This window comes from Ruegeria sp. AWH4_226, from assembly GCF_056159225.1.
Genome location: NZ_JBSWUU010000001.1, coordinates 2,432,950 through 2,457,143, shown reverse-complemented (window position 1 = coordinate 2,457,143; position 24,194 = coordinate 2,432,950). Strand labels below are relative to the sequence as shown.

Below are 24,194 nucleotides of genomic sequence, written 5' to 3'. Positions count from 1 at the left end.
CCCCTAATGTGGAGCTGGAAAGTATTTCGCAAATTTGGATTTTTGGGCATTTTGATCACGGTTGCAGGGAGGCTAGTTTCACTGTTCTCTGGCGACGGTGTTTCCATAGCGAAAATTGGTGCTGACGCACCATTTCATATCACCAGTCAGGACGACATAAACGGAACTGTGATCGCGATACTCTTTCTAGCATTTCTGTTTATTTTTCTTGGGTGTTTCGGAAATCTCGCGCGAGCGCTGTTTTCCATGACTGCACACACAATTAGGAGCCGAGAGCCACAATTTTTCGCTGCGCGCCAATCGGAGGCCAATATGGCCTTTAGTTTCTTTGAACTCGATGCGTTAGGAAGAGTGCCTTCCGTCAAGGATGAACGGCAGTGATTTCAAAAGGTGAAATGCTGCTGAGAGCCGCAAATGACTGACCCCACCCAAGACCATGTCGGCCTGACCGATACCTTCGCCTCGCGCCGCTATTTCCGCAAATTCGAGGTGATCACCGTCCACCTCCTGCGCGTGGCCGCGACGATGGAGGCGGAGGGCGCGATCAGCAAGCAAGAGGTGCGGATTGTGTCGCGTTACCTCTCGGGGCTGCTCTACACCTTCCGCGCGCTTTCCATGAAATACCTGCTGGTTGGGCGCGATACGGGTCGGTTCTTTGGCAGTCTCGCCATGGACAAGCGCGACAGCGGGTTTCCAGTGGCGGCTGAGTTGCTGACCATGGCCAATGACGCGCAGCAGGCGCAGGTGCATTTGGCGAATATGCCCTCGGAAGAGGACCTGAAAACCGACATGGTCCGCACCATTATTGGCGATCAGGAAATCCCCACCAAACTGCAATTCGCGCTGTCCCAAAGGCTCTATTACGAGGAATTGCTGAAGGGTCAGCTGTTCTGGGCCCGCAACGATCCTGAATGTCACTGGATCGGGAATGAGGGCGAACGGCGCAAGTTCATGATCCACTGGGCGGTCTATGATAGCCAGATCAACTTACCGGTCATCTATCTGATGCAGCTTGAGGACAGCGGCAAAACGGCTTTGCCCAAGGACCAGCGCCGCTGGCCCGAAGTGCAGGCGCATCTGATGGCGCAATCCTTAGGCGGGTTGAAATTGCTGACCATCGCCAAAGGCTTCGATCAGGATTTCGACGACCTGCACCCCAAACACCTGCGCCGCATCCATGTAGGCCCGATGTATTCCTCGGCCTATACCGAGCAATCCGGCCCGCTGCGGCAGGTGCTGGAAGACGCGCAGGCGCCGCAAGGGCAGGACTGGGCGCTGGCATGGACCACGGAAGAGTTGGAAAGTGAAGAGGTCATCGAAGAACGCGCCGGGTGGTTTTCCACCGTTGAACGTGAGGTCTTTGCCCTCGACCCGTTCGGTGGGCAGGGGGCCGAGACAGGGGCCACGCGCATCCAGCGGTCCATCATCCTGCCACAGCGCCCCTTCCAGGTTCTGGCCGAACGCAATCCGCCGGGTTTTGCTGATGTGCAGAAATTCGTCGTCAGCGCGACCGGGCAAGTTCTGAGATATTAGAGACAGCAAAGGCAATTTTGAGATGAGTTTGACATCAGATCAGATGGAACTGCGCGAGGCGGATATTCGCAAGCATTACCCGGCCGCAACCGCCTTGCTGAACGGGTTTGAACACGCGCCGCGGATTGCCAAAGCCGTTGAGACCGCGACGGAACGGTCGCCGGGTGTGTCAACCGGGCGGCGGTTCCGGTCGACCACGCCGGGGCTTGTCACACGCCGGACTGCGCGCGCCGATGGGGTGCATCTGGTTGAGCGGATCGAGGCCTCGGATGAGGACGATGCGCTGGTCTCTCCGCCGCAAGCCACTGCGCAGCAAGCTATTCGCCGCGCCATTTCAATCGCATTCGCCGTGGCCGAGGCCTACGCCGACCAGACGCCGCTGGCCGATCTGAAGCGCGCCAATCTGGCCGGAGACTTGCCAGCCGCGCGCAAGACCGAATTCTCGGAACTGCTGACGGCTGAGGCGTTGATCACGCTGCATACATTTGGCAACGCACTGGCCTATCTGATGTCATCGCATCTGGGGGAAACTACGGTCGACATAGGCGAAGTCCAGGAGGTTCTGACCGATAATGGCCAACTCGCTCTGCACGGTGCATTGTGGGAGTTGGATCAGACGCTGGCCAAACACGCCCCGGACGACGCACACCTGATCGCGGCCACCAGCGCCTATGCTGAACAGCTGATGGAAAAATCCGCCCTGCGCGCCCAATCCGCGGGCCATCTGGCCCCGTTTCAGAATGCGGCCTGGCATATCGAGGCGGATGACCTGACGATCCGCGGGTTCGAACCAGCTTCCAAGGCGAAATCCACCACGCTCACCATGACGTTCAAAAGACCGAACGAGGTGGTTGGTAACCATATCGCCAAGTATCAGGCCATGAAGCTGGCCAAGATGCTGATGGCCTATGATTTCGAGCGCCGCCTGAACCCTTTTGCGGAACTCGGCGGGTTCATCTTTACCTTCATGGGTGATGGCAAACCGGGCACTGGCAAGACCACCCTGATCCAGATGATGGCCGGGCTGATCAATGACTACTGCCAGAACGCGGGCTATCCGTTCCGTTATCAGAACCTGAGCACCGACAATATCGACAGCTATCAGGGCAAATCCGGCCAGAACGCCAAGGCGTTTATCAACACGATCATCGACCCCTCGGTCATCGGGTTCGGTACTATCGACGATATCGACCAGCTGGCAGGTAAACGCGGCGACCGGCAGTCCAGCGCTGGACAACTGGAAATCACCGCCGTGCTGATGGAAAGCTTTGCGGGCGCCAACACCGTCGTGCGCGGCAACTGCACCTTTGGCATGTTCTCGAACTACCCCGAGAATGTGGACGACGCCCTGCGCCAGCGGGCGGGCGCGCGGTTCCTGGTGGACGGGCCGCAGACGCGCGAGGATTACATCGACATCCTGCACCTGCTGATGGGCCGCAACCACGACATCCCGCTGGGCGAGCACGACGCCTATGCCGCGCAGGAGATCAAAAAGGCCGTCGCCGCCAGTTTCGAAAGCCATTCCCGCCCGCATGAGGACGCCTTGCTGCAGGTCTATGACCGTGTGTCCGGCGAGATTGGCCAGATGGACACCATCGCCAAACTGGGCACCTACCTCAAGGCGATCCAGCAGGCGGACGAACGCTTCACCGGCCGCGCGATCAAGAACATCACCGACGCGGTCAAGGTCCGCGCGATGGATTTCGAACTGCCCGACGAGTGGATGGAGAACCCGGACCTGTTCCTGTTCCGCGACTATGACACCAAGAAGGCCATGATCGAGGACCTGCGCCAGCCGATCACGGTGGAAATGGTGATACAAGAGATCAACCGCTACGCCGACAGCGAGTTCCGCTATGCCGACAAGAGCGACGAGGTCGCCATCGAAAACGCCGTCCGCGAGATGGGCCGGATGGAAGAGGCCAAGCGGCGGTATCTGGAGGGGAATGGGTGAACGGCGGTCTGGAAGTTCTTATCTTCGTCGCATCCAGCATGTCGGTGTCCAGCCTTGTTGGCTGGCGTATAGGAAAAACAGGTTCTAAAAATCTAAACCGACTTAGGTTTCGCGCAGTATTGATTAGTGTGGCTTTGTTTTTCACAATGGTCCCCCTCGTTCCAGGAGCGGTATCAATCGTTTTGACGGGAGGTTTCAAAAGCTTTGACTACTTTCTAAGCATGTGGGCAGTTTCCATATTCATTGTCATTGTTTGTATCATGTCCGGAGTTGTTGGCGTTTGGGCAATATTGGTGTTGAGTGTCTTGTTTTGTCTGGCAGCGCTTTCAATCAGTCGCCGTAATTCTGGTAGCGGAGACATTTTTCCGGAGCATCTTTCGGCCCGGTTGGCTCAGCAGGAAGAATTTCTTTGGAACGTTGAGGAAAAGAGTACTCAACAGAAAGGGGGCCAATGATCCGCCTCATCGAAAAAGGCCTGATGTTCGGCAATCTTGTCCACATCTCCAGCCCGGCTCTGGTCGAGCGGTATAACCGCGCGCTGCAGCATCTGGCGGGCAAGACCACGGCGCTGACGGATTTCCATGTCGATATCTCGGGCTATTCGCCTGAGGTGGGGATTGAGCTGGAGGATGAGCTCTACCTCAACCCCAACGGGGTCAACCGTCAGTTCATCCTGTTGACTACCGAACAGAAACGCGCGCCTCTGCTGAACGTCAAATTCTCGACCTCGCGTGATATCCTGCGCGAATTCATCGAGATGAACGAGGCGCAGCTGTTTGCCCTGACCGCCACCGATGCGGTGGCCGGAGAGCTGGTGAACTCAGTCTTCAAACTTACCACCCCGCACGACCTGCTGAACCTGCGCAAGATCGAGATTGAGGCCGACGCGGTCGGCGGCACCTTGCGCAAGGCCGAGCAACTGGCGGGTATGGTCGAGCAGTTCAAAACCGAGGAAGACGCCTGGTTCGATGATGTACTGATCGCCCGGATGATCGAAACCGCGAAAGAAACCGGAGATGTCACCCGAAACCCGGTCCGCCTGCGTCACACGGCGTTTGAACAACGCAATTTCTGGACGGCCCATTTCGGCGGGCTCTACCTGTTTCCTGACGTCGATCACCCGGCGGCAATTTGTATGGGCGAAATACCCGATGACCTGCCGATCAAACACGTCTTTTCCACGTCCCAGCGAAACCAGATTGCCAAGTTTCTTGATTACAACGAATTGGTCGAACCCATCGTCAAGGCACGTGGTGTGGATGCCACTGCGATTCTACAGCAGAAGATGGATTTCCTGACCATCGACGCCGCTGCAAATGCGGGTGTCGATCTGACCGGACTGGACCGCAGCGATATGCGGCGTCTGGCCCGCAGACACTCGGACCAACTGCCCGAGGCGTATCACGGCCTGGCGCAACTGCTGCGCTGGGCGAGTGATGGTGGGCCCTGGCCGCGCATCACCTCGGATCATCCGGCCTATTTCTATACGCTTAGGGCCACAGATACGCCGAACCGCGATCTGGTAAACATGCTTCTGGCCGAATTGGCACCACTGGACCCACGGCAGATGTTCATCTGTCATAAAGAGCTGTTCTATCGTACCTACGCCATGTGGTCCGAAGCCAAAAAAGCCTATGTTGCCGATTTCCTCGCCCGCGAGTATCAGGTGGACAAGGCAGGCGCCCGCGCCGCGCTGTTCGGCCATGAGCCGGATATGGATGGCGCGGATCGGGTCAGTGATGACATCATCGCGCGAGTCGGTCCCTGGGGCGCTGTTGGGAGAGGTTGAATGTTCGTCGCACTGCGCTTTTTGGTACCCTTGCTGATCATTCTGACAGTTCTCTATGTTGCTGTTTCGATCTATTCCCGTTGGGTTCGACGCGGTAAGCTGATTGCTCATTGGGAAAAAAAGGGTCTGACCGGTGATCGCGATGCTTTTATTCGGCGCGGCCTGGAAAAATACGATGGGTCTATGCGCCGCAAGCTGATCCTCGGGATTTACGTGGTGCCGCTAAGCCTGATTGCGATCCTGATTTACGTTACGAATTTCATGTGAGGGCTTCGCCAATGCGATACGTCAAATGGGCCATAATCATCCTGTTTTGGGGCACGCTTGCAGCGGTGCTGCACTATACTCTGCCGCAGCATGACGTGGTGCGAATCTCGGATACGTATGAAAAGCGGATCGACCCGGGTGAGAACAGTATTTTCTGGTCAGTGCACGACGTTGGCAGCGACCCGACTGCACCGAACCGCGACGTGTTCTTTATTCAGACGCGAAAAACCAATGACAGGGTTATGGTTTACCGGAATGAAGACACCGGTTGGAGCTGGCCGCCATACTTCAAACTTAACTCCTCGAACCTGCAAGCCGAGGCGGTGGACCTGAAGTCTGCGGCCGAGAATCCGCGCTGGGTTGTCGTGAGACATTATGGATGGCGCAATGAATTCCTTTCGATTTTTCCAAATGCTGTAAAGATTTGGCAGGTCGACAGTCCTGATGTACGGATCATCCCGTGGTTCAATATCATTTTCCTGACCGTCTTCGCCGCGCTTCTTTGGGCGATTTGGGTCCGCTGGCGCCGGTTTCGCGAGGCCCGCGTCGACCCGGTGCTTGAGAATATGGAGGACGGTCTCTATGCCGCCGGCGACGCGATCGAGGAAAGAAGCGGTCGGTTCAAACGCTGGTTGAACAGTTGGAAGTCCAAGTGATGGCCAGGATCAACTGATCCCGCCATCACTGATTGCAGCTATCGCACCAGGAATTCGGCATGCAGTGCCCCGGCAGCTTTGATTGTTTTCAGGATGTCGATCATGTCGCGGGGCGAAACTCCAAGCGCGTTCAGGCCTGCGACAACCTCGGACAAGGTGGTGGCTTCGGGAATCTCGGCCAGTCCAGTGCCTTCATCTTCCTCAATCCCAGCGACCGTTCGGGGAACAACAACAGTTTCTCCGCGCGCAAAGGGGTTGGGCTGAACGGCGATTGGTGTTTCTTCGACTGTTAGAGTTAGATTGCCTTGTGAAACCGCGACTCGTGAAATGCGAACTTCTTGCCCCATGACGATGGTGCCCGAGCGTTGGTCAACCACGACGCGGGCTTTGGTTTCCGGCTCGACCAGTACATTCTCAATCCGCCCTAGCGCGTGCGCCGTCGAAACCGATTGAGTTGCCGCGATGTTCAGCTCTACCGTTCCTGAATCTCGCATGATTGCAACCGCTCGGTTGAATTCCCTATTGATCGCCGTTTCGATACGGCTGGCCGTGGTGAAGTCGGGCTCGCGTAGGGCCAAACGTATTTCAGTAAGTGTGGAGAGATCAAAGTCAATCTCGCGCTCTACCCGTGCACCGGACGGGATTACCCCAGAGGTCGGCACGCCGCGCACGACCGATGCCGCCTCACCCTGGGCTACTGCGCCTCCGGCAAGAACGGTGCCTTGCGCCACCGCGTAAATCTGGCCGTCCGCAGCGTTCAGCGGTGTCATGACCAAGGTGCCGCCAAGAAGACTATCAGAATCACCGATGGCAGAGACCGTAACATCGATCTGTCCACCAACCCGCGCAAACGGAGGCAGGCTGGCTGTCACCAACACAGCCGCCACATTCTTGGGTCGAAAATCCTCGCCATTCACATTGACGCCCAGCCTTTCAAGGATGTTCGACATGATTTCTTCCGTAAAAGGCGAGTTGCGCAGCCCATCACCGGTGCCGTTAAGCCCAACGACCAGACCGTAGCCCACCAGGTCATTGCCGCGCACCCCGTCGAAATCCACAAGATCCTTGAGGCGTATCGTGCCTGCAGATGCGATCCCGGGCAGCAGGATCAGTAGAAAAGCAATGAGTCTCATCTCAGGAAGTTCACCAACGACAGGTTCGAATTTCGGACGGTCACGGAATACAAGCTCTCCAATTGAACTTGCACGGTCTGGAGTTTTGTAGCTGTCTCTTCCGGGTTTGCCCCAATCAACTCATTCCGGCTGAGCTCAAGGCTGTTCTTGGCTGCACTGTTGCGCGTGGCAGCCTGTTCAATACGTGCTTGGGTTGAGCCAACCTGCGCCCTAAGGTTCACCAACTGGTTCTGGGTGTTCGCCAGATCACCCCCTAACTGTTTGAAAAGCTCAGTACGATTATCCCTCGGCAGGTTCAGTGCATCGTCGGACAACAAAGCAGCAACGGCAATATGGCGCATAGCATCTTTGAGAGCGGGATCCGTAGCAGTGATTGGGATCTGAACGCTTTCATTTTCAGAAATCTGCATCGGTGCCAGCGCAGTATCCGAGCCCCGATAGATGACCGCGTCAAAGCCACTAGGGTCGTTAAACCAATCTTCTGCCGCCTGGCGGATATCTTCGACTGAAGTATGACCGGACAGCTCGCTTTCAAGTGCAGTCAGCAGGGTGTCGGCAGACGCCAGAGGAGAGACATCCGTGGCCGTACCGGCATACAGGCTCCTCCCACCTGTGCGCTTGTTCAGTGCGGATATGATCGTATCCAGTTCGTTACGCGCCAGCGCCGATGCGTTTTCGTGACTGACGGCTTGGTTCGACGTTCCAAACGACAATAGAGACGCGGCGACCTCATCCACCGCGTCATTGACCGTTGTCAGGCTGAGCTGCGTGGCATCTGTGAAAAGCCGCGCCTCAGCCGTCGACAACTTGAATGCGTCGAGGCGCGAAAGGCTTCGGTTGAGATCCAAAAGGTGCGAATAGTCGCCATCCAGTCGTCCGGAAACATCCTGAACCTTGTGAGTGGTCAGTTCGTAAGACAGCGTCTCTATTTGGTTTCTAAGTTCAACGGAACGGGTCTGAAGTCTCATACCGCGTGCCAGATCACCGATAGATGTAAAATTTATCATCACAGCCTCAACAAGGTTTCCATCAATTCATCCACGACCGAGATCACCCTTGCATTGGCGGCATAGGCCTGCTCGATCTTGATCAGGTTCTGTAGTTCCTGGTCGGTGTTCACGCCCTGCGCGGCCTCGATCCGGACCATTTCTTGTTGAGCGCTTGTGGCAAAGGTCAGGCGTTGACTTGCTGTATGCGCGTTTGAGCCGGTCTTGGACATCAGCGCCTCGGTCAGATCAGAGGCGCGCATTTCGCCGGTGCCAAAAGGCGACCCCGCGACGGGACGCGATTCGTTCAGTATGGCACCGAAGGCCCGCAGTTGCGTGGCATCACCTGAATTGCCCGGAGTTGTCGAGCCAAGCCCGTCACGCAAGAGCCGACTGTCGCCACCGTCATCGGGATCGACAATCGCGTTCAGACCAATTCGCGACGCCAACCCTGCTGGTGCGGTCGACTCGAACCGGTTACCGGCATCAGTGAAAAGGCCCGGGTCCGTTGGGTTTGCAGTTGGGTCCAATCCGGGTGTTTCAAACCGTTCGATCAAATCGCGGGCGACCAAGTCAAGATTGGCCTGCGCCTCTACAGCCAGCTCATCGCGAATTTGAAACTGCGCAATCAGTGCGCCGCCTTTTATCTGAGCGCCATCGCCGCTGGTGCGCACCGGCTTGCCATTCATCTCAAGCCCCGACAGCAATCCGTTGTCAAGGGTCATGTGAGCTTGGATTTCACCGGAGGTTGAGAACGAGAACTCGGCCGCGCTGCCTTCCAGCAAGATAAGCCCGCCGTCAGAATATAGCGACACCTGCTCATTTGCCCGCGCCATCACGTTTACGGGCACCACCGCGTTGACCTGGTCGATCAAAACCTGCCGCTGATCAAGAAGTGCTCCGACATCACCGCCTGTAGCCTTTATTGACGGAATCTTCGTGTTCAGCTTTTCAATTTCCTTGAGCGTTTGGTTCAGGCTGTCCACTTGCCGACCAATCGTGCGATCAGCTTCCGAGCGCAAGTGTCGAACGCCTTCGGACGCCCTGTTTATGCTAGTCGCAAGATCACGACCGGTACGGGCGACCTGATCAAGGCGTTCAGACGAGTCCGGCAGGCTGGCTGCGGTGATCAGGCTATTGTCGAACTCTGTCAGAATATTCGCCAGTGATCTGGGATTGTCCGCTGTGCCGATGAAGTCTTCCACGTTAGTGAAAAACTTTGATACCGCAGACCGATAGGCCAGGTCCGAGTCGGTGGCACGGCGATTTGCTGTCAGGATCGGGTCGTGATTGCGGACAACGCCGACGGTACGCACCCCAGACCCCGAGATCGTGTTCGATGTCAGCTCCAGCGATCTGCGCGCGTAGCCTGGCGTCAGCGCGTTGGCGATATTGTCCGACACCACCGAAGTGCCGCGGCTGGAAGCGGCGAGGCCACCTACGGCGTTGTTGAATGCTGTTGACAAGTTCATCAGCCAGCCCTCCTTTCCGGATGTAAACCGAAATTAACGTTTGATATTCGTGGTTTCCTGCAGCATCTCATCAACGGTCTTGATCACCGTCGCCGTCGAGGAATAAGCCCGTTGGGTTTGAATCAACGCGGTCAGTTCAGTCGAGACATCTGTGGTCGACTCTTCCCGCGCGAAAGACACAAGCTCTCCGGTCGGGCCCTCACCCGCATTCCACAGGAAAAAGTTGCCGCTTTCCCGCGACGGTGCATAGGTCTGGTTGTCCAGCGCGGTCAGCCCGTTGGGATTGGGGACATCCGCCAGCGGAACCTGGTACATAAGGCGGCTGATGCCAGTATCATAAAACGCGTATACAAATCCATTTTCATCTACCTGGATGCTGGATAGTGTGCCCACGGCCGATCCGTCGCGCGTGATCGAAACCGGTGCGAACGTGTCAGACAGCTGTGTAATGCCTTCGTTATCGCCGATCAGGCCAAGATCGATCTCCATCGGGCCACCTTTGACATCCACGACAACGCTGCCTGTGTCTTCATCGTAATCTCCACCTGTGACCTTTGTGACTTTTTCCAGCGTACCACCTGCAGTACGGCTGTCGGTGAAGGTCAGGGTGTACTCCCCAACAATATCCCCGCCCGAGGCTGAGTCGCGCAGAATCATAGTCCATTCATTGCTGCTGCCTGTTGTAGGAACAGTTGGCTTAAGCTCGATGTCGATGGTCTCGGTCTTGCCCAGATTGTCAAAATATTCGATCGACAGAGGTTGCGTGTCTCCCGAGGCGCCCGCCTCAGTGGCGGTAGCGGGAAGGTTCATGCGAAGCTTCGCCTTTGTGGTCGGAGAGCCCGCAAGCTGATTGACGCTGAGCTGTACAGGCTCAAGCGCGGCGGGCGTATCCCGGGCAACTGTCGGGATTGTCCCGTCGGAATTGGCGCGCCAACCCAACAGGACTAGACCGGATTTGGTGACCAAGTACCCTTCGTCGTTAGGGCGGAAGGATCCGGTGGTGGTCAGCAGCATCTCGTTTGATCCGGCAGCAAGTCGTGAGCTGGGACGTACCGGCAGCAAACCCCGGCCGCGCACCGCCAAATCGGTTGAGTTGTTGGTGGTGACCAAAGACCCGCGCTGGTCGATTAGGCGCTGAGTGGTGGTTCTGACCCCACCTGCGGAGTAGCTGCCACCCTGTCCCGAGGTGACCATCGAGTGAAAATCCGTGTTTACCCGTTTGTAGCCGAATGTCCCGGAATTCGCGATGTTGTCGGAAATAGTGGACAGTCGGTTGGCATTAGCCTTCAAGGCGGCCACGCCAGCATTCAACGAGGAGGAAATTGTCATTGGTACGCCCTTCTGTTGCGTCAATCTTGCAGCAACAGCTAGCGCACTGCCCCTTAACAGCGCGCTAACAGGTAAAATGCAGTCTATCCAAACTCTCAGGTGTTGCGCAGAAAGATGATCTCAATCCTGTTGTTGCGCACGGCCATCGGATTCTTGACAGACAGTTCACGGTCGGCATGGCCAGTGACGCGATCCAGACGAGAGTTAGAAAATCCCTTGTCTTGAAGAAGCTGGCGGACAACCTGCGCGCGAGAGGTCGAGACATCCCAGGACGGGTTGCGGGCCAGAACCACAGGCGATGCGCTTACATGCCCCTCGACCGCAACTTGGTTGGTTACGATGTCTGATGATCGCGCCACCAGCACCGCCAGCGCCCGCATCATCTGCGTTGGGTTGTCCGTGCCCGATTCGAACAGTGGTTGATCTTCTGTATCGAACAGCTCGACCACCAGGCCTTCGTCGGTGACCCGCGTGACGATATGTTTCAGAACCTTGTCAGACACCAGGCTTTCCCCGGTACGGCCCAGAAGCTGCGCCTCGAGCGTGGTGAGTTCTTCGGACAAGTCCTTACCCTCGTCCGCACTTACACCGCTTGATCCGCGAGCCTTCCGGGCGTTAGTGGGTTGCTTTTTTGAGGCCCCTGCCCCTTCCATCACAAGGGTCACCTCGGAAAACAAATCGTTGCCGCCAAAAGGTCCATCACCGCCACCCGAAACCGGGTTCACCGGAATTGTAGGCGAGAAATAATCTGCAAGCCCTTTTCGTTGTTTTTCAGTCGTTGCGTTTAACAGCCACATCAACATGAAGAACGCCATCATGGCTGTGACGAAGTCTGCATACGCAACCTTCCACGCACCACTGTGGTGGACTTCACCACCTGACACACGTTTCTTCTTGATGATGATCGGCGCCGCATTGGAATGCGTACCCATCTCCACCACCTTTTTTATCACCCAGCTACAGGCGTAGCCGGGCAGGTCTTAAGGTGGTCTTAACACGTAAAACTGTTCGGACTTCTTCAGCGCGGCAGGTTGGCGCTGGCGCGTCTCAGTATCAGTTGCAGTCGGTTGAAGCTGTTCCTTATCCCGTCTGTTTCGAGTTTGCCGAAGAAAGCGTCCAACTCATCGTGTACGCGCACGGCTCGATCCAGCATCGGGTCGGCACCTTCGGCGTATAGGCCGGCTTTGATCATCACCTCGGACTGTTCATAGCTGCCCACCAGCTTGCGGGTCTCCGAGATCATCCGGTTTTCCTCATCGGATGCCGCCCCCGGCAGGCTGCGTGAAACTGAGCGGCTGAGGTCAATCGCGGGAAATCTGCCGCGTTCGGCGATTTCGCGGCTCAGGACAATATGCCCGTCCAGTACACCGCGCAGAATGTCGGCGACGGGTTCATCCATATCGGATCCCGCAACCAAAACGCTGAAAACCGCCGTGATATCGCCCTGATCGCCAGAGCCGGGGCCAGCACGTTCGCAAAGACCGGCGATCAAAGGCGTAACCGAGGGTGGGAAGCCGCGAAGCGAAGGCGCCTCGCCCATGGCCACGGCAATCTCCCGGTGTGCCTCGGCAAAGCGGGTCACCGAATCGGTGAGAAACAGGACATTCAGCCCCTGATCCCGTAGGTACTCGGCAATGGACATTGCAGACCAAGCGCAACGCCTGCGTGCCAACGCCGACAGGTCCGAGGTGGCCGCAACAACGACCGACCGTTTCATTCCCTCAGTCCCAAGCGCGTGTTCCACGAACGCGTTGACCTCGCGTCCACGTTCGCCCACCAATGCCACGACGACCGCGTCTGCCTGCATTGATTTTGCCAGTGTTGCCAACAGCGTGGATTTTCCCACGCCCGACCCGGCGAAGAGGCCAATACGCTGACCTTGCACAATCGGTAGCATAGTGTTGAGCATGGCCAACCCGGTTTCCATCCGCTTGCCCAGCGGTTTTCGGGTCACAGCCGGGGGTGGAGCCCGCATGATGTCTTGCCCCACCGCTCCGGGAAGCAGGGGCTTACCGTCCAGCGGCCTGCCGAAAGGATCCACCACGCGCCCCAGCCAGTGCAGACCCGGAGCAAAAGCGGGCGTCTGGTCCAGAATCACCTGATCGCCAAGGCTGACCCCATCCGGTGCGGCCGTCGGCAACATGTGAATGACCTCTGCCTCAACATGCAGCACTTCGCCCGACAGATCTGATGCACCGCCCCGCCGCAGAGTCAGGTGGTCCCCGATGCGTGCTTTCCCTTCAAGCCCCTGAACCTCAATGACACCGCGCGTAACGCCCGAGACGCGACCCATATGGCGCACAGCGGATAAGCGATCGAGCTCGCATTTCAGAAGCAACGGATCGAGATCTGACATCGTGGGTTCTCCAACAGGTTTCTGAAAACGCTTTCTAAAGGAATCGGGGTTAAGCCTTGATTGAAATTGATCGAGGGAGAAGCCCCGATGTTCTATGACCTGAACGTCTTTAAAACAGCGTACGCGATGGCAACCCATGCCGGGCAACGGCAGGCCGTCATCGCGCGCAACATGGCCAATGCAGATACGCCGGGCTATCAGCCCCATGATATTGAGGCCTTTCAGAAAACTTTCGATAGCTCCGCCCGAAGGGTGGCAATGAACGCCACACGGGACGGCCACCTGAATGGTTCCACCGGAACGCTACCGTGGGCCGAATACCAGGTAACGCCGTCAGGTGATCCCAATGCCAACGGTGTGTCTGTCGAAGAAGAAATGTTCAAAGCGATTGAGGTCAAGCGTCAGCATGATCGCGCTCTGGCCATCTACAAATCTTCGATGAATGTCCTGCGCAGCAGTCTTGGCCGAGCATAAAAGAGCGAAACATGAGTGATTTTTCCAACTCCCTCGCCGCGTCGACAAGCGCATTGCGGGCGCAGTCTGCCCGTTTGCGACACGTGTCCGAGAATATCTCGAACGCGGACACACCAGGATATCGCCGCAAAACCGTACCGTTTGAGACTGTGCAGAAGGATGGCCGTGAGGTTGTTCAGGTCGGAGATGTCAACCTCGACCGTCGCGACGGGTCGCGCATTTATGACCCTGGGCACCCTTTGGCCGATGAAACCGGCCATTACACCGGCTCTAATGTCGATCTGATGATCGAAATCGCCGACGCGCGCGAAGCGCAGCGAAGCTACGAAGCCAATCTCAAGATGTTCGACCAGACACGCCAAATGTCGTCGAGCTTGATGGAACTCCTCAGAAAATAAAGGACACCAGAATGGATATCCGATCCCTCAACGCAGCGCAAAACTATGCCTTTGCACGCCCCGCTACGCAGGCTGATCCCGAACACGCCGGAGTGGCGCAGGGATTGCGGTCTACGTTCCAGGATTTCACAGCAACCCTGAAACGGTCAGAGCAGGTGTCGGAGGCTGCCATGACAGGCCAGGCGGACCCGCACGCACTTGTGCAGGCCCTGGCGCAGACCGAGCTTGCCGTGGAAACGGCGGTGATCGTGCGGAACAAGGTGGTAGAGGCCTATCAGGAAATCCTCAGGATGCCGGTCTGATGACATGCTGAGCGAAGGTCTCTTCTACGACATTGTGCGCCAGGCATTGTGGATCGCGGTCATCACCTCGGTTCCAATCCTGGCCGTGGCACTGATCTCAGGTCTGATCATCGGCCTGTTTCAGGCGTTGACCTCGGTGCAAGAAATGACGCTGACCTTCGTACCCAAGCTGATCGCCATTGTCGTCGTGTTCTGGATCTCGATGGGTTTCATGACGCAGACGCTGGTAACTTTTTTCACTTCAACCCTGATCCCACTGATCGCCGGAGGTCGTTGATGGATTCCGTTTACACCACTTTGTCCCGCCAGTCCGGGCTTATGAATGAAATGCGATTGGTCGCGAACAATATCGCCAACGCAAACACAACAGGATACCGCGCGCAGGGCGTCGTATTTTCCGAGTATGTTCGCGACAGGCCGGGCAACCAGTCGCTTTCCATGAGCCGGGCCGAGGTGCGCAACACATCACTGCAACAAGGTGTTTTGACCGAGACAGGTGGTCAATTCGATTTCGCAATCGAGGGCGATGGCTTTTTCATGGTCGAAACCCCTGCGGGCAATCGGCTGACGCGGGCGGGGGCGTTTTCTCCCAGTGGCCAGGGCGATCTGGTCACAATGGATGGGTATCGGGTACTGGATAGCAACGGTGCGCCCGTTTTCATCCCGCCGGATGGTGCTTCTATCGACGTAGGCAGCGACGGAACATTGAGTATCGATGGTCAGTTTCTGGGGCAGATCGGCGTTTATCGCGTAGCTGATCCCAAGATGCTGGTGCGAGAAGGCAGCACCCAGTTCCGAACTGAGGGCGATGTTGACCCGGTGGAAAACCCCGTAGTCCTGCACCGTTTCCTTGAAGGATCCAACGTCAACGCAGTCGAACAGGTGACACGGCTTGTGGAGGTTCAGCGCGCCTATGAGCTGGGCCAGAGTTTTCTGGAAACCGAAGACGACCGTTTGCGCGGTGCGGTCAAAACACTGATGCGCTGATATTTGAAAGGAAGATTCCAAAATGCGGGCTTTGAAGATTGCGGCTACAGGCATGACCGCGCAGCAGATGCGGGTCGAGACGATTTCCAACAATTTGGCGAACACGAACACCACCGGCTACAACGCGCGCCGGGCCGAATTCGCGGATTTGCATTATCAACAACTGGCACGGGCCGGCGCGGTAAATGCTAATGACGGGACTGTCTTGCCTACGGGTATTCAACTGGGTCTGGGGGTGCGTCCTGCGGCCGTAACGGTTCAGTTGGCGCAGGGTGCGCTGTCAGAAACGGGAAACGATCTGGATGTCGCCATTGAAGGGCGTGGATACCTTGAGGTAACTCTGCCTAATGGGCAGTCGGCCTTTACCCGCGATGGTAGTTTGAAACAGTCCGCGGAAGGATTGATCATCACCTCGGATGGGTTTGCAGTGGCCCCGGAAATCACCATTCCCGACGATGCCCGGTCGATCTCGATCAATGCGTCGGGTGAGGTCTACGCCTATTTCGACGATACGACTGACGGGCAACGGTTGGGGGAACTGACGCTTGCCAGTTTCTCGAACGCCAAAGGGCTCGAAGCGATTGGCAGTAACCTGTTCAAAGAGACCGAGGCCTCTGGCGCGCCAATAGTCGGAACCCCGGGCGAGGACGGGCTGGGCACCTTGCGTCAGGGCTATCTTGAGGACAGTTCGGTCGATGCGGTGCGTGAGGTCACGGAACTGATCGAGGCGCAGCGAGGCTACGAGATGAATGCCAAGGTTATCTCTGCCGTCGATCAGATGATGGGCGCAACGACACAGGTGCGGTGATGCGGTTCCTGATCCTGATAGCATCGCTGCTGGTGCCGGTTGTTGCCATAGCCGATACCGTCGTTCCAACCCGGACAATCCGCGCCAAGGAAATTATCGCGGCCAACGATCTTGAGACCAAACCCCAGAAGGTAGCCGGAGGTGTCAGTGATCCTGAGGTCCTGGTTGGGTTAGAAGCCCGCGTGGCGTTGTATCCGGGGCGCCCCATTCGCGCGACTGACGTGGGGCCACCCGCCCTCGTGGATCGCAACGACCTTGTTGTGCTGATCTTTGACCGCCAGCCGCTGTCGATCACGGCAGAGGGTCGCGCGCTAGGGCGTGGCGCTGCTGGGGATCGCATTCGGGTCATGAACCTTTCGTCCCGCACCACCATCTCCGGCGTAGTTCGACCGGATGGCAACATCGAGGTAAAATGATGTCCATACTCTCCAAGTCTCTGCTCGGCGCGGTTTTGGTCGTGTCGGCCTGTGGGCGCGTTGATCACCTGGGTCGGCCGCCAAGCTTTACCCCAAACGAGGACTCTCCGGAACAGGTCGCGATGCTGTGGCCAGGACTGCCACTGCATACCCAGCCGCAACGCAATGTGGACCGGTCCTCGTTATGGAGCGGTGGGCAGACTTCGCTGCTGGGCGATCAGCGGGCAATCAAGAAAGGTGATATCCTGACGGTCGTCATCGAACTGGACGAACAGGCAGAGTTCACAAATGACACGGAACGGTCGCGCTCAGCCTCGGAGAGCCTGGGGATAAACGGATTGTTTGGATTGCCGCAGCGCGCGAACCGGCGCTTGCCCGAAGGGGCGTCGCTGGCAGAGGCTGTTGCGATCAACTCCGCTTCGGAAAGTGAGGGCGAAGGGTCGGTGACACGCAAGGAAAAACTGACGCTGCGCGTAGCGGCGACGGTCGTGGATGTTCTTCCGAACGGCGTCCTGTCGATCACTGGTTCGCAGGAGCTGCGGGTCAATTTCGAACTGCGCGAGCTGTTGGTCACAGGCTACGTGCGGCCGCAGGATATCTCGCGCAGGAACGAAATCACCTATGACAAGATCGCCTCGGCCCGTGTGTCTTATGGTGGACGAGGACAGATCACGGATGTGCAACAGCCACGTTTTGGCCAGCAGATTCTTGACGCCGTACTGCCGTATTAAGGAGCGGATGTGATGAACATAGTTTTACCTGTTTTGTTTTTGCTGCTGGGTCTTGGCGCTGGTATTGGGGCCGGAGTGGTACTGCCGCCGACCAGCCGGTCGAGCGAGGCTGTAGAACAAGACCAAGACGCGACGAAACCCACCAATACTTCATCAAATACAAGCGATATGGTGGGCGAAAACTACAAGAAGAGCGGATATGAATACATCAGGTTGGCCAAGCAATTCGTAGTGCCCGTCGTGGATGAGGACCGGATTGCGGCACTGGTTACGATGTCTTTGAGCCTTGAGGCCAGCGTCGGTACGACCGAAGCATTCTATGCGATCGAGCCGAAGCTGCGCGACGGTTTTTTACAGGTCATGTTTGACCACGCAAATACGGGTGGCTTCGATGGTGCGTTCACCGAGTCAGACAACTTGGATGTCCTGCGCAAAGCGTTGCTTGAAGAGGCGCGCAAAAGCATGGGTGGTGAAGTATCGCGGGTCTTGATCATGAGTGTCAGCCGTCAGGATGTTTGATCCTGACGGCCTTCTTGCAGACTAGTATGATAATAATTTCTTACCCCTAGCGCGTTTGAACGCCTCTGTCTGCGTGGTGGCAAGCTTCGCGACCGCTTGTTTGCGACCGAATGCCGTGCGCAACGCTTCCATGGCGGTAAGTTTTTGGGCGCGAATCCGGGCCAATTCCAGATTGAGTTGGCGACGTGATGCTGATTCCCAGCTGCTCCAAAGAACATCTGTTCCGGTGACGCGGTAGCCCTTGGACGTGGCGCTATCCTTTCGCGACTGCTGTACCTGCGCATCGAGGCGCGCCAACTGCTGCTGTACGCGGGCTTCAGCCTCAAGCAGGGGGCGCAAGAGCTTACGCTCTTTCTGAAAAGTGGCTTCAGTGACTTTTTCAAGATCCGAAAACACCTCTTGTTTCATCTGATTTGTCCTTTTGCCTTTTTACGCATGGCCTCAGCGAAACGGATCGCCGCTGCGACGGGCCGATAATGCTCTTCCGCGATTTCCTCTCCGATCTCGACCGCTGCATGCAGAGCGCGAGCGGTTGGCGGATCGGAATGGAGTGGAACCCCGGCTTCCATCGCGCGCGCGCGGATGGCGGCGGCGACTTCATCAACGCCTTTGGCCACGCAAACTGGCGCGGATCCCGCTGTACGGGCCCATTTCAAGGCGACAGCATAGTGGATTGGGTTGACGATGACGACATCCGCTTCGGGCACGTCCGACATCATTTGGTTCATGGCGATGTCCTGCGCACGTTGGCGGCGTTGTTGCTTTACGTGGGGGTCACCTTCGGCATCTTTGGTCTCGTCCTGAACTTCCTTGCGCGACATCCTGTTCTTGCGCATGTGTTCAGCATGTTGCCACAGGTAATCCACCACCCCGATCGCCAGTGCGACTGCAATAACGATGAACATAAAGCGAAACAGAAAGTTCATCATTAACATCACGGACATCTGTGCGGGTGATGCGCTGGCCGAAAGAATTGCGCCGAGGTTGGCCTTGAGAAACAGCGCCAGGCAGGTGCCGTAGATCGCCAGTTTCACAAAGCTTTTGGCGAACTCAAACAAGCCTCCGCGACCAAACTTATTCTTGGCGTTGGAGATGATCGAGATGCGGGAAAGCTTCGGCTTTAATTTGCTGGGCGCGAAGATCAGCGCGCGTTGAGCGATGAGGCTAAGAAGAACCGCAGCGGCGGGTACAGCGAATAGGAGGCCGGCCGACAGTAACGCGGTAGTCAGCATCCCTCCGACCGGGTTGGCGGCTGATCCGTCAACCAATAAAGGCGCTATTTCATCGGCCTGGTCAATCAGCACGGCGAACAAGCTGCCCATGCTCTGAACGCTGAATTGTCCGGCGGCGAGCAACGCGACAAGCAACCCGGCATAGGCGGCCACGACGGACAAGTCGTTCGACTTCGCAACCTCACCCTTTTCGCGGGCTTTCTGAAGCTTTTGCGGAGTCGCCTCGTGGGACTTGTCGCTTTCGTCGTCAGATGCGCTCATCGCGGGTCCTCAAGCGGGTTCAGCATGAATGAGAACAAAGTGTCCGACCAAACCGACAGGATCAGGGGTGTTCCTGCGAACAGAAGGAAAAGGCCCGCGAAGGTGATGGCTGGCGCGCCGACAAAGGCCACCATCAACTGCGGCATCGCACGGTTAATGACGCCCAGCGCGAGGTTGTAGATAAGCGAGGCAATGACGAAGGGCATGGCCAAGGCAAAGGCGAGCGCAAAGCTGCGCGCGATCTGTTGCACCCCCCATTGCGTCAGGTCCGGCGCAAGCGGTGCGGTGCCCATTGGAAGCAACATATAGCTGTGGATCAGAAACTGAGCAGCGCGTACATGAAGGCCAAGCAACACCGCAAGTGTTATCCCGGCCAGCGTTAGCATGTACCCCATCGCCGGGACAGGATCTGCAGCGGCTGGTCCAAGAATTTGCGACAACGACGTCGCCTGTGCAGCAATCGAGCCTGCTGTTTGCAAGGCCAGTACGAATAGCCGCAGCGTAACTCCCAAGGCGACCCCGATCAGCACTTCGGTCAGGACTAACCTTGCCATTGACAGCAGGCCAGGTTGGACCCCCGGTGCTGAAATCGCGGGCGCTATAATCAGGGTGAAAGCCGCAGCGACCCCGAATTTTATGCGCGTCGGGATGCTGCGCTCGCCAAAGGCAGGCAGCAGCGAGACCATCGCGGAGACGCGCAGAAAAACGGCAAACAGGTGCCAAAGACCTTCGCCCATTTGGGGCAAAAGTTCCGGTGGCAGCGCGATCATGCGGGAACGGTTCCGACCAGCGCTGGACGCGCCTCAAGCCCTATTTCTTCAAAGGACAGCACGGGGTTGGCAATGCCGCGCGCATGCATGACGGTGCGCAGCAGCCGGCGTCGCCGGGTGGAGGTGACCAATGCAGGAAACAGCCCATGATCGGCGGATTGCGCAACACTATCGGTTACACCGTCAGCCAGTTTGTTGAACAGGTTTGGCGGCAGCGCCACGTCAAGACCCGACACAGGCGCGTCGATTTGATAGGTGGCGAATGTATCTTCCCACTCCGGCGCGAGCTGGATCAGGGGGATCGAACCGTCTTCGCGTTTCATCTCGGCGACCAGTTGAAAGCCTAACCGTTGCCGAACCAGTTCGCAGATGCCTTCGGGCTGGGTAGTGGTCAGGCGCGCCTCAGCAACAGATTCCAAGATAAGGGCCATATTGCGGATCGATACCCGCTCGTCCAGCAGCAGCCGTAGCACGGCATGCAATGTGTCGATCGGCACCTTGTCGGGGATCAACTCATCCAACAGTTTGCGGTTTGCCTCAGCCCGGACCGGATCACTCAGACGGGTCATCTCGGACAATAGCCGGCGAAGGGATTTCAGCGTCAACAGGCGCGAGAAATTCTGTTTGATGATCTCAAGCAGATGGGTGGCCAGAATCTCAGGCGGTGAAACGATGGTGGCTCCGCTCAACGCGGCGGCCTCTTGGTCCTTGGGTAGAATCCAACGCGCTGGCGCGCCATACACAGGTTCGGTGACATCGTTGCCGTCAGGCAGCACATCCTGGCCGTCCTGCACCAGCGCCAGCACCAAGTCAGGGTTCAGAACGCCGCGCGCCTGCTCAACACCTTGCACCTTGACCACGTAGGTGCCCATGGGCAATTCGGCGCGGTCGGTCAGGCGAATGTCGGGCAGGATCAGGCCAAAGCTAGAGGCCACGTAGGTCCGCATATTGGCAATCCGAGCATCCAGCCCGGTACCCGGATTCAGAACCATGCTGACCAGATCCGGTGCGAATTCCAGATGAACGTCGTCCAGGTCCAGAATGTCTCCGATAGCTTGAGAAGCTGGAGTATCATCCTGTTCCGCAGGGTCTGCGGCCTCGGCGTTTTGCGCGGATTGTTTGCGGTGAACAGTAAAGGCCGCGTAGCCCAGCACACCCGCGCCTAAAATGAATGGCAAGAAGGGCAGACCAGGCACAAGAGCAAACAGAACCATGAGCATCGCCACAGTTCCCAGGGCGGCCGGATGCCGCCCGAGTTGAGAGAATATCGCGTTGTCGGTCGCACCTTGCGTGCCGCCACGCGCCAGCAACAGGGCCGAGGCAATCGAGATGATCACGGCCGGGATTTGCGAGACCAGCCCGTCTCCGACGGTGAGGATGGCATAGGTTTCGAACGCCGAGGAGATCGGCATCCCATGCACGATTACGCCCATGATCAGCCCCATCACGAGGTTCAGCAAAGTGATCAGTAGCCCGGCAACCGCGTCGCCTTTGACAAATTTTGACGCCCCGTCGAGTGAGCCGAAAAAGGTTGTTTCCTGCTGCTCGCGCTCACGCCGCTCTTTCGCTTGCTGGTGGTCGATGGCCCCGGCGCTCATGTCGCTGTCGATTGCAAGTTGCTTTCCGGGCATCCCGTCCAGAGCAAATCGTGCGCCGACCTCCGCCATGCGCGCGGCACCTTTGGTGATCACCATAAAGTTGACGATCAGCAGGACGCCAAAGACCACCAGCCCAAGAAATATGCTGCCGCCCATAACGAAATCGGCGAAGCCTTCGATAACGTCTCCGGCGGCGTTTGGTCCGGTGTGGCCTTGCCCGATGATCAACTTGGTTGAGGACACGTTCAGCGACAGCCTCAACATCAGCGAGGCCAGAAGGATCGTTGGAAAAGACGAAAAATCCAATGGCCGTTCGATAAACAGCGTCAGCGTGAAGATCAGGATCGCCAACGCGAACGAGGCCGCCAGACCTACGTCCAGCACCCAGGCGGGCATCGGCAGGATCATCATCACGATGACTGTCATAAGCGCAAGCGCAAGCAACACGGTTGGAGAGAACAGGGAACGGGCATCGATATTGGGCACGCGATTCTCCTAGTCGAACGAGATAAAGGCAGTTGCAGCCCCGGACGGCGGGACCAAAGAGCCTAGTGCCTTCCCGCCAGGCTGCTGCGACGTGATCGGGAGGAGCGAGGTTGCCCGGAAAGTGGATGTATCGCCACCATCCCATCCCCGAACTTGCTGCCCGCTTTGTTCCAGTTGGGCCAATACGGTCTGAAACCGGCTTGAATATGCATCCGCCAGCGAGGGTGTGCGGGAGTGGTAAGCCCCGACGGCAGCGGGCCAGGACCCAAGCTCAGCATATAGCCCTTTCAGAAAACGAGCGGCATAGGACGCGTTTTCATAGGGGTTGAACATTTCGTCAATGGATCGGAAGGCCTTGCTATGCCATCGGTAATTGATTTGAAAACAACCGATATCAAAGCTGCGTTTGCCCGCTTTGAAAATGTTGAACACGTAAGACTTGGCCTCGCGTTCCGAGGTGAACCAAAATCCCTGCCCCTCAACATTTATAGTCCACGGCCAAGGCTCTAACCGCCCGTCCCGCGTGCGCCCTGTTTCTACACGCGCAATCGCACGCAGAACGTCGAATGGTACGTCTTCGGCACGGGCGGCGCGGCGGGCAGCGGCGTCACATATCCTGGCCTCGCCGGTATTGGGCATCGCAAAACCCTGATGCGCCACGCACAGAGTGAAGAAACAAAGCGCAAGAATCAAAAGATAAGGCATTCTGCCAGTCCGGAATTCTGATCAATCCGGGCCAAGCTAGTCTTGCTAGGGTTTACAGACGGTTATCAACCACTCAAATTCGATCTATCCGACGGCCAAACACGACACTTGTGTTTGTGCGCTGAACACCGGGTATTTTGGCCAGGTCATCAACCAGAATATCCAAGTCTTCAAGCCTTGGAGCCTCGGCAGACAGAAGCAGATCGAATTCACCGTTGATGGACAGGCAGAGTTTCACTTCGGGATAGGCTTCAAGCCGTTTGATGATGCGCGTGGTTTCTTTTTGCTGCACTTCAAGCAAGACAATGACCTGCACGCGTGGGGCATCTTCGGGGCTGTTCAATACGACGGAATATCCGGCGATTGTACCGTTCTCTTCCATTCTGCGAATTCGTTCATGCACGGTGGTCCGGGCCACACCCAGTTTCGCCGCGATTTTCGAGGTCGACTCGCGGGCGTTGTGTTGTAGGGCGGCTATGATGCGACGGTCTAGTTGGTCCATGGTGGTCCAAGGTGTAACACAGCGGGTTGGCGCCTCAAGAGGTGTCGGTATGCGCGATGAACTCGGCCTTGTGACTTGGGTGTTACCAAATCAGCGTCGCCGCCACACCCCCGGGGCGTCGAGGCAAGTGTCACCCCAGAAGCGTTGTCGCCAGCCCGGTTCCCCGCCGGTGCAATGATCTGAACGCCCAATAGATGGCGATGAACGCGAGTTGGCAGACCGCTCAGCATCTTTTACAGGTATTTTGTTATCGCCTTGAAGTCTTCGATGTCGGGTGGATTACCCCGGTTATCCGAAGACAAGCACTGTTCAATGTGATCATGGATCAAAACACGCTTGGCGATAGCGATTGCTTTTTCGACAGCAAAGAGTTGCTGGGCAATGTCGGCGGGAGGGGCCTGATCGTCCAGCATTTGTATGACCTTAGCCAAGTGACCATTTGCCCGTTTGAGCCGTGCTGAGATCTGTGGATGAGAATTACGAGTGTCCAACGTCATAGCTATATCCCTATCCCCCCCATGTGGATTCTG

The 24,194-nt window shown here is 57.2% G+C and carries 29 protein-coding genes; 16 read left to right on the top strand and 13 right to left on the bottom strand.

What is annotated here, in order from left to right; all coding sequences use genetic code 11:
• Positions 1–6 precede the first annotated feature (6 nt).
• The 7 genes from ACXAET_RS12190 to ACXAET_RS12160 are packed head-to-tail and all read left to right on the top strand — an operon-like array spanning position 7 to position 6,199.
• Positions 7–381, top strand: a complete 375-nt coding sequence (locus ACXAET_RS12190; RefSeq protein WP_475185221.1) for a hypothetical protein — start codon at positions 7–9, stop codon at positions 379–381.
• Positions 382–414: 33 nt separating this feature from the next.
• The gene (locus ACXAET_RS12185; RefSeq protein WP_475185217.1) at positions 415–1,533 is read left to right on the top strand and encodes a hypothetical protein; all 1,119 of its coding nucleotides are present in this window, start codon (positions 415–417) and stop codon (positions 1,531–1,533) included.
• Positions 1,534–1,555: 22 nt separating this feature from the next.
• Positions 1,556–3,487, top strand: a complete 1,932-nt coding sequence (locus ACXAET_RS12180; RefSeq protein WP_475185213.1) for an AAA family ATPase — start codon at positions 1,556–1,558, stop codon at positions 3,485–3,487.
• Positions 3,484–3,942: a hypothetical protein gene (locus ACXAET_RS12175; RefSeq protein WP_475185208.1), complete on the top strand. Its 459-nt coding sequence runs from the start codon at positions 3,484–3,486 to the stop codon at positions 3,940–3,942. Before ACXAET_RS12180 ends, ACXAET_RS12175 begins: the two co-directional genes overlap by 4 nt.
• A complete protein-coding gene (locus tag ACXAET_RS12170) occupies positions 3,939–5,276 on the top strand; it encodes a DUF6638 family protein (protein WP_475185205.1) in 1,338 nt (445 codons plus the stop codon). The genes ACXAET_RS12175 and ACXAET_RS12170 overlap by 4 nt, the downstream gene beginning before the upstream one ends.
• A complete protein-coding gene (locus ACXAET_RS12165) occupies positions 5,277–5,543 on the top strand; it encodes a hypothetical protein (RefSeq protein WP_475185201.1) in 267 nt (88 codons plus the stop codon).
• 11 nt (positions 5,544–5,554) lie between these two features.
• Positions 5,555–6,199, top strand: coding sequence for a DUF1523 family protein (locus ACXAET_RS12160; RefSeq protein ID WP_475185198.1), 645 nt, complete (start codon positions 5,555–5,557; stop codon positions 6,197–6,199).
• Between the two features lie 38 nt (positions 6,200–6,237).
• Here ACXAET_RS12160 and ACXAET_RS12155 read toward each other — a convergent pair whose 3' ends face one another.
• The 6 genes from ACXAET_RS12155 to ACXAET_RS12130 all read right to left on the bottom strand — a co-directional run bounded on the left by ACXAET_RS12155 (position 6,238) and on the right by ACXAET_RS12130 (position 13,475).
• Positions 6,238–7,332 carry a flagellar basal body P-ring protein FlgI gene (locus ACXAET_RS12155; protein ID WP_475185195.1) on the bottom strand — a complete coding sequence of 365 codons (1,095 nt, stop codon included), beginning with the start codon at positions 7,330–7,332 and terminating at the stop codon, positions 6,238–6,240.
• Entirely contained in the window at positions 7,329–8,339 is a 1,011-nt protein-coding gene (locus ACXAET_RS12150; RefSeq protein WP_475185193.1) for a flagellin, read from the bottom strand. Before ACXAET_RS12150 ends, ACXAET_RS12155 begins: the two co-directional genes overlap by 4 nt.
• A complete protein-coding gene (gene flgK, locus ACXAET_RS12145) occupies positions 8,339–9,790 on the bottom strand; it encodes a flagellar hook-associated protein FlgK (protein ID WP_475185190.1) in 1,452 nt (483 codons plus the stop codon). The genes ACXAET_RS12150 and flgK overlap by 1 nt, the downstream gene beginning before the upstream one ends.
• 33 nt (positions 9,791–9,823) lie before the next feature.
• Positions 9,824–11,119 (bottom strand): flagellar hook protein FlgE, encoded by a 1,296-nt coding sequence (locus ACXAET_RS12140; protein ID WP_475185186.1) that lies wholly within the window; start codon positions 11,117–11,119, stop codon positions 9,824–9,826.
• Between the two features lie 95 nt (positions 11,120–11,214).
• A complete protein-coding gene (locus ACXAET_RS12135; RefSeq protein WP_475185184.1) occupies positions 11,215–12,051 on the bottom strand; it encodes a flagellar motor protein MotB in 837 nt (278 codons plus the stop codon).
• A gap of 86 nt (positions 12,052–12,137) precedes the next feature.
• Entirely contained in the window at positions 12,138–13,475 is a 1,338-nt protein-coding gene (locus ACXAET_RS12130; protein WP_475185181.1) for a FliI/YscN family ATPase, read from the bottom strand.
• An 87-nt stretch (positions 13,476–13,562) separates the two neighbouring features.
• On the opposite strand from ACXAET_RS12130, the gene ACXAET_RS12125 reads away from it, so the two are divergent.
• From ACXAET_RS12125 to ACXAET_RS12085, 9 genes are read left to right on the top strand one after another with little or no spacing between them, the layout of a single operon-like run.
• Entirely contained in the window at positions 13,563–13,949 is a 387-nt protein-coding gene (locus tag ACXAET_RS12125; protein WP_475185179.1) for a FlgB family protein, read from the top strand.
• A gap of 11 nt (positions 13,950–13,960) precedes the next feature.
• Positions 13,961–14,347, top strand: coding sequence for a flagellar basal body rod protein FlgC (gene flgC, locus ACXAET_RS12120; RefSeq protein ID WP_224892020.1), 387 nt, complete (start codon positions 13,961–13,963; stop codon positions 14,345–14,347).
• Between the two features lie 11 nt (positions 14,348–14,358).
• On the top strand, positions 14,359–14,649 hold the full coding sequence (fliE, locus tag ACXAET_RS12115) for a flagellar hook-basal body complex protein FliE (RefSeq protein WP_475185176.1): 291 nt from the start codon (positions 14,359–14,361) through the stop codon (positions 14,647–14,649).
• A 4-nt stretch (positions 14,650–14,653) separates the two neighbouring features.
• On the top strand, positions 14,654–14,926 hold the full coding sequence (locus tag ACXAET_RS12110; RefSeq protein WP_475185174.1) for a flagellar biosynthetic protein FliQ: 273 nt from the start codon (positions 14,654–14,656) through the stop codon (positions 14,924–14,926).
• Positions 14,926–15,636, top strand: coding sequence for a flagellar hook-basal body complex protein (locus ACXAET_RS12105; RefSeq protein WP_475185171.1), 711 nt, complete (start codon positions 14,926–14,928; stop codon positions 15,634–15,636). The genes ACXAET_RS12110 and ACXAET_RS12105 overlap by 1 nt, the downstream gene beginning before the upstream one ends.
• A gap of 22 nt (positions 15,637–15,658) precedes the next feature.
• Positions 15,659–16,444 carry a flagellar basal-body rod protein FlgG gene (flgG, locus tag ACXAET_RS12100; protein WP_475185167.1) on the top strand — a complete coding sequence of 262 codons (786 nt, stop codon included), beginning with the start codon at positions 15,659–15,661 and terminating at the stop codon, positions 16,442–16,444.
• Positions 16,444–16,860: a flagellar basal body P-ring formation chaperone FlgA gene (gene flgA, locus ACXAET_RS12095; RefSeq protein WP_475185164.1), complete on the top strand. Its 417-nt coding sequence runs from the start codon at positions 16,444–16,446 to the stop codon at positions 16,858–16,860. The genes flgG and flgA overlap by 1 nt, the downstream gene beginning before the upstream one ends.
• Positions 16,860–17,591 (top strand): flagellar basal body L-ring protein FlgH, encoded by a 732-nt coding sequence (flgH, locus tag ACXAET_RS12090; protein WP_475187202.1) that lies wholly within the window; start codon positions 16,860–16,862, stop codon positions 17,589–17,591. Before flgA ends, flgH begins: the two co-directional genes overlap by 1 nt.
• Positions 17,592–17,603: 12 nt before the next feature.
• Positions 17,604–18,110 carry a flagellar basal body-associated FliL family protein gene (locus ACXAET_RS12085; protein WP_475185160.1) on the top strand — a complete coding sequence of 169 codons (507 nt, stop codon included), beginning with the start codon at positions 17,604–17,606 and terminating at the stop codon, positions 18,108–18,110.
• A gap of 21 nt (positions 18,111–18,131) precedes the next feature.
• On the opposite strand, the gene ACXAET_RS12080 is transcribed toward ACXAET_RS12085, so the two are convergent.
• From ACXAET_RS12080 to ACXAET_RS12050, 7 genes are all read right to left on the bottom strand, one after another.
• Complete coding sequence (locus ACXAET_RS12080) at positions 18,132–18,518, bottom strand: hypothetical protein (RefSeq protein ID WP_475185156.1); 387 nt, start codon at positions 18,516–18,518, stop codon at positions 18,132–18,134.
• A complete protein-coding gene (gene flhB, locus ACXAET_RS12075; protein ID WP_475185154.1) occupies positions 18,515–19,603 on the bottom strand; it encodes a flagellar type III secretion system protein FlhB in 1,089 nt (362 codons plus the stop codon). The genes ACXAET_RS12080 and flhB overlap by 4 nt, the downstream gene beginning before the upstream one ends.
• Positions 19,600–20,373, bottom strand: coding sequence for a flagellar biosynthetic protein FliR (locus tag ACXAET_RS12070; protein ID WP_475185151.1), 774 nt, complete (start codon positions 20,371–20,373; stop codon positions 19,600–19,602). Before ACXAET_RS12070 ends, flhB begins: the two co-directional genes overlap by 4 nt.
• On the bottom strand, positions 20,370–22,397 hold the full coding sequence (gene flhA / locus ACXAET_RS12065; protein WP_475187200.1) for a flagellar biosynthesis protein FlhA: 2,028 nt from the start codon (positions 22,395–22,397) through the stop codon (positions 20,370–20,372). Before flhA ends, ACXAET_RS12070 begins: the two co-directional genes overlap by 4 nt.
• 69 nt (positions 22,398–22,466) lie before the next feature.
• A complete protein-coding gene (locus tag ACXAET_RS12060) occupies positions 22,467–23,162 on the bottom strand; it encodes a lytic transglycosylase domain-containing protein (RefSeq protein ID WP_475185150.1) in 696 nt (231 codons plus the stop codon).
• A gap of 73 nt (positions 23,163–23,235) precedes the next feature.
• Positions 23,236–23,664, bottom strand: a complete 429-nt coding sequence (locus ACXAET_RS12055; RefSeq protein ID WP_475185148.1) for an Lrp/AsnC family transcriptional regulator — start codon at positions 23,662–23,664, stop codon at positions 23,236–23,238.
• Positions 23,665–23,897: 233 nt separating this feature from the next.
• Positions 23,898–24,161, bottom strand: a complete 264-nt coding sequence (locus tag ACXAET_RS12050; protein ID WP_475185145.1) for a metal-sensing transcriptional repressor — start codon at positions 24,159–24,161, stop codon at positions 23,898–23,900.
• Positions 24,162–24,194: the final 33 nt, after the last annotated feature.

Bases quoted from the DNA above. Each gene is read 5' to 3' on its own strand.
- ACXAET_RS12190 (WP_475185221.1), top strand. From the start codon at position 7: ATGTGGAGCTGGAAAGTATTTCGCAAATTTGGATTTTTGGGCATTTTG.
- ACXAET_RS12185 (WP_475185217.1), top strand. From the start codon at position 415: ATGACTGACCCCACCCAAGACCATGTCGGCCTGACCGATACCTTCGCC.
- ACXAET_RS12180 (WP_475185213.1), top strand. From the start codon at position 1,556: ATGAGTTTGACATCAGATCAGATGGAACTGCGCGAGGCGGATATTCGC.
- ACXAET_RS12170 (WP_475185205.1), top strand. From the start codon at position 3,939: ATGATCCGCCTCATCGAAAAAGGCCTGATGTTCGGCAATCTTGTCCAC.
- ACXAET_RS12165 (WP_475185201.1), top strand. From the start codon at position 5,277: ATGTTCGTCGCACTGCGCTTTTTGGTACCCTTGCTGATCATTCTGACA.
- ACXAET_RS12160 (WP_475185198.1), top strand. From the start codon at position 5,555: ATGCGATACGTCAAATGGGCCATAATCATCCTGTTTTGGGGCACGCTT.
- ACXAET_RS12155 (WP_475185195.1), bottom strand. From the start codon at position 7,332: ATGAGACTCATTGCTTTTCTACTGATCCTGCTGCCCGGGATCGCATCT.
- ACXAET_RS12150 (WP_475185193.1), bottom strand. From the start codon at position 8,339: ATGATAAATTTTACATCTATCGGTGATCTGGCACGCGGTATGAGACTT.
- flgK (WP_475185190.1), bottom strand. From the start codon at position 9,790: ATGAACTTGTCAACAGCATTCAACAACGCCGTAGGTGGCCTCGCCGCT.
- ACXAET_RS12140 (WP_475185186.1), bottom strand. From the start codon at position 11,119: ATGACAATTTCCTCCTCGTTGAATGCTGGCGTGGCCGCCTTGAAGGCT.
- ACXAET_RS12135 (WP_475185184.1), bottom strand. From the start codon at position 12,051: ATGGGTACGCATTCCAATGCGGCGCCGATCATCATCAAGAAGAAACGT.
- ACXAET_RS12130 (WP_475185181.1), bottom strand. From the start codon at position 13,475: ATGTCAGATCTCGATCCGTTGCTTCTGAAATGCGAGCTCGATCGCTTA.
- ACXAET_RS12125 (WP_475185179.1), top strand. From the start codon at position 13,563: ATGTTCTATGACCTGAACGTCTTTAAAACAGCGTACGCGATGGCAACC.
- flgC (WP_224892020.1), top strand. From the start codon at position 13,961: ATGAGTGATTTTTCCAACTCCCTCGCCGCGTCGACAAGCGCATTGCGG.
- fliE (WP_475185176.1), top strand. From the start codon at position 14,359: ATGGATATCCGATCCCTCAACGCAGCGCAAAACTATGCCTTTGCACGC.
- ACXAET_RS12110 (WP_475185174.1), top strand. From the start codon at position 14,654: ATGCTGAGCGAAGGTCTCTTCTACGACATTGTGCGCCAGGCATTGTGG.
- ACXAET_RS12105 (WP_475185171.1), top strand. From the start codon at position 14,926: ATGGATTCCGTTTACACCACTTTGTCCCGCCAGTCCGGGCTTATGAAT.
- flgG (WP_475185167.1), top strand. From the start codon at position 15,659: ATGCGGGCTTTGAAGATTGCGGCTACAGGCATGACCGCGCAGCAGATG.
- flgA (WP_475185164.1), top strand. From the start codon at position 16,444: ATGCGGTTCCTGATCCTGATAGCATCGCTGCTGGTGCCGGTTGTTGCC.
- flgH (WP_475187202.1), top strand. From the start codon at position 16,860: ATGTCCATACTCTCCAAGTCTCTGCTCGGCGCGGTTTTGGTCGTGTCG.
- ACXAET_RS12085 (WP_475185160.1), top strand. From the start codon at position 17,604: ATGAACATAGTTTTACCTGTTTTGTTTTTGCTGCTGGGTCTTGGCGCT.
- ACXAET_RS12080 (WP_475185156.1), bottom strand. From the start codon at position 18,518: ATGAAACAAGAGGTGTTTTCGGATCTTGAAAAAGTCACTGAAGCCACT.
- flhB (WP_475185154.1), bottom strand. From the start codon at position 19,603: ATGAGCGCATCTGACGACGAAAGCGACAAGTCCCACGAGGCGACTCCG.
- ACXAET_RS12070 (WP_475185151.1), bottom strand. From the start codon at position 20,373: ATGATCGCGCTGCCACCGGAACTTTTGCCCCAAATGGGCGAAGGTCTT.
- flhA (WP_475187200.1), bottom strand. From the start codon at position 22,397: ATGACAGTCATCGTGATGATGATCCTGCCGATGCCCGCCTGGGTGCTG.
- ACXAET_RS12060 (WP_475185150.1), bottom strand. From the start codon at position 23,162: ATGCCTTATCTTTTGATTCTTGCGCTTTGTTTCTTCACTCTGTGCGTG.
- ACXAET_RS12055 (WP_475185148.1), bottom strand. From the start codon at position 23,664: ATGGACCAACTAGACCGTCGCATCATAGCCGCCCTACAACACAACGCC.
- ACXAET_RS12050 (WP_475185145.1), bottom strand. From the start codon at position 24,161: ATGACGTTGGACACTCGTAATTCTCATCCACAGATCTCAGCACGGCTC.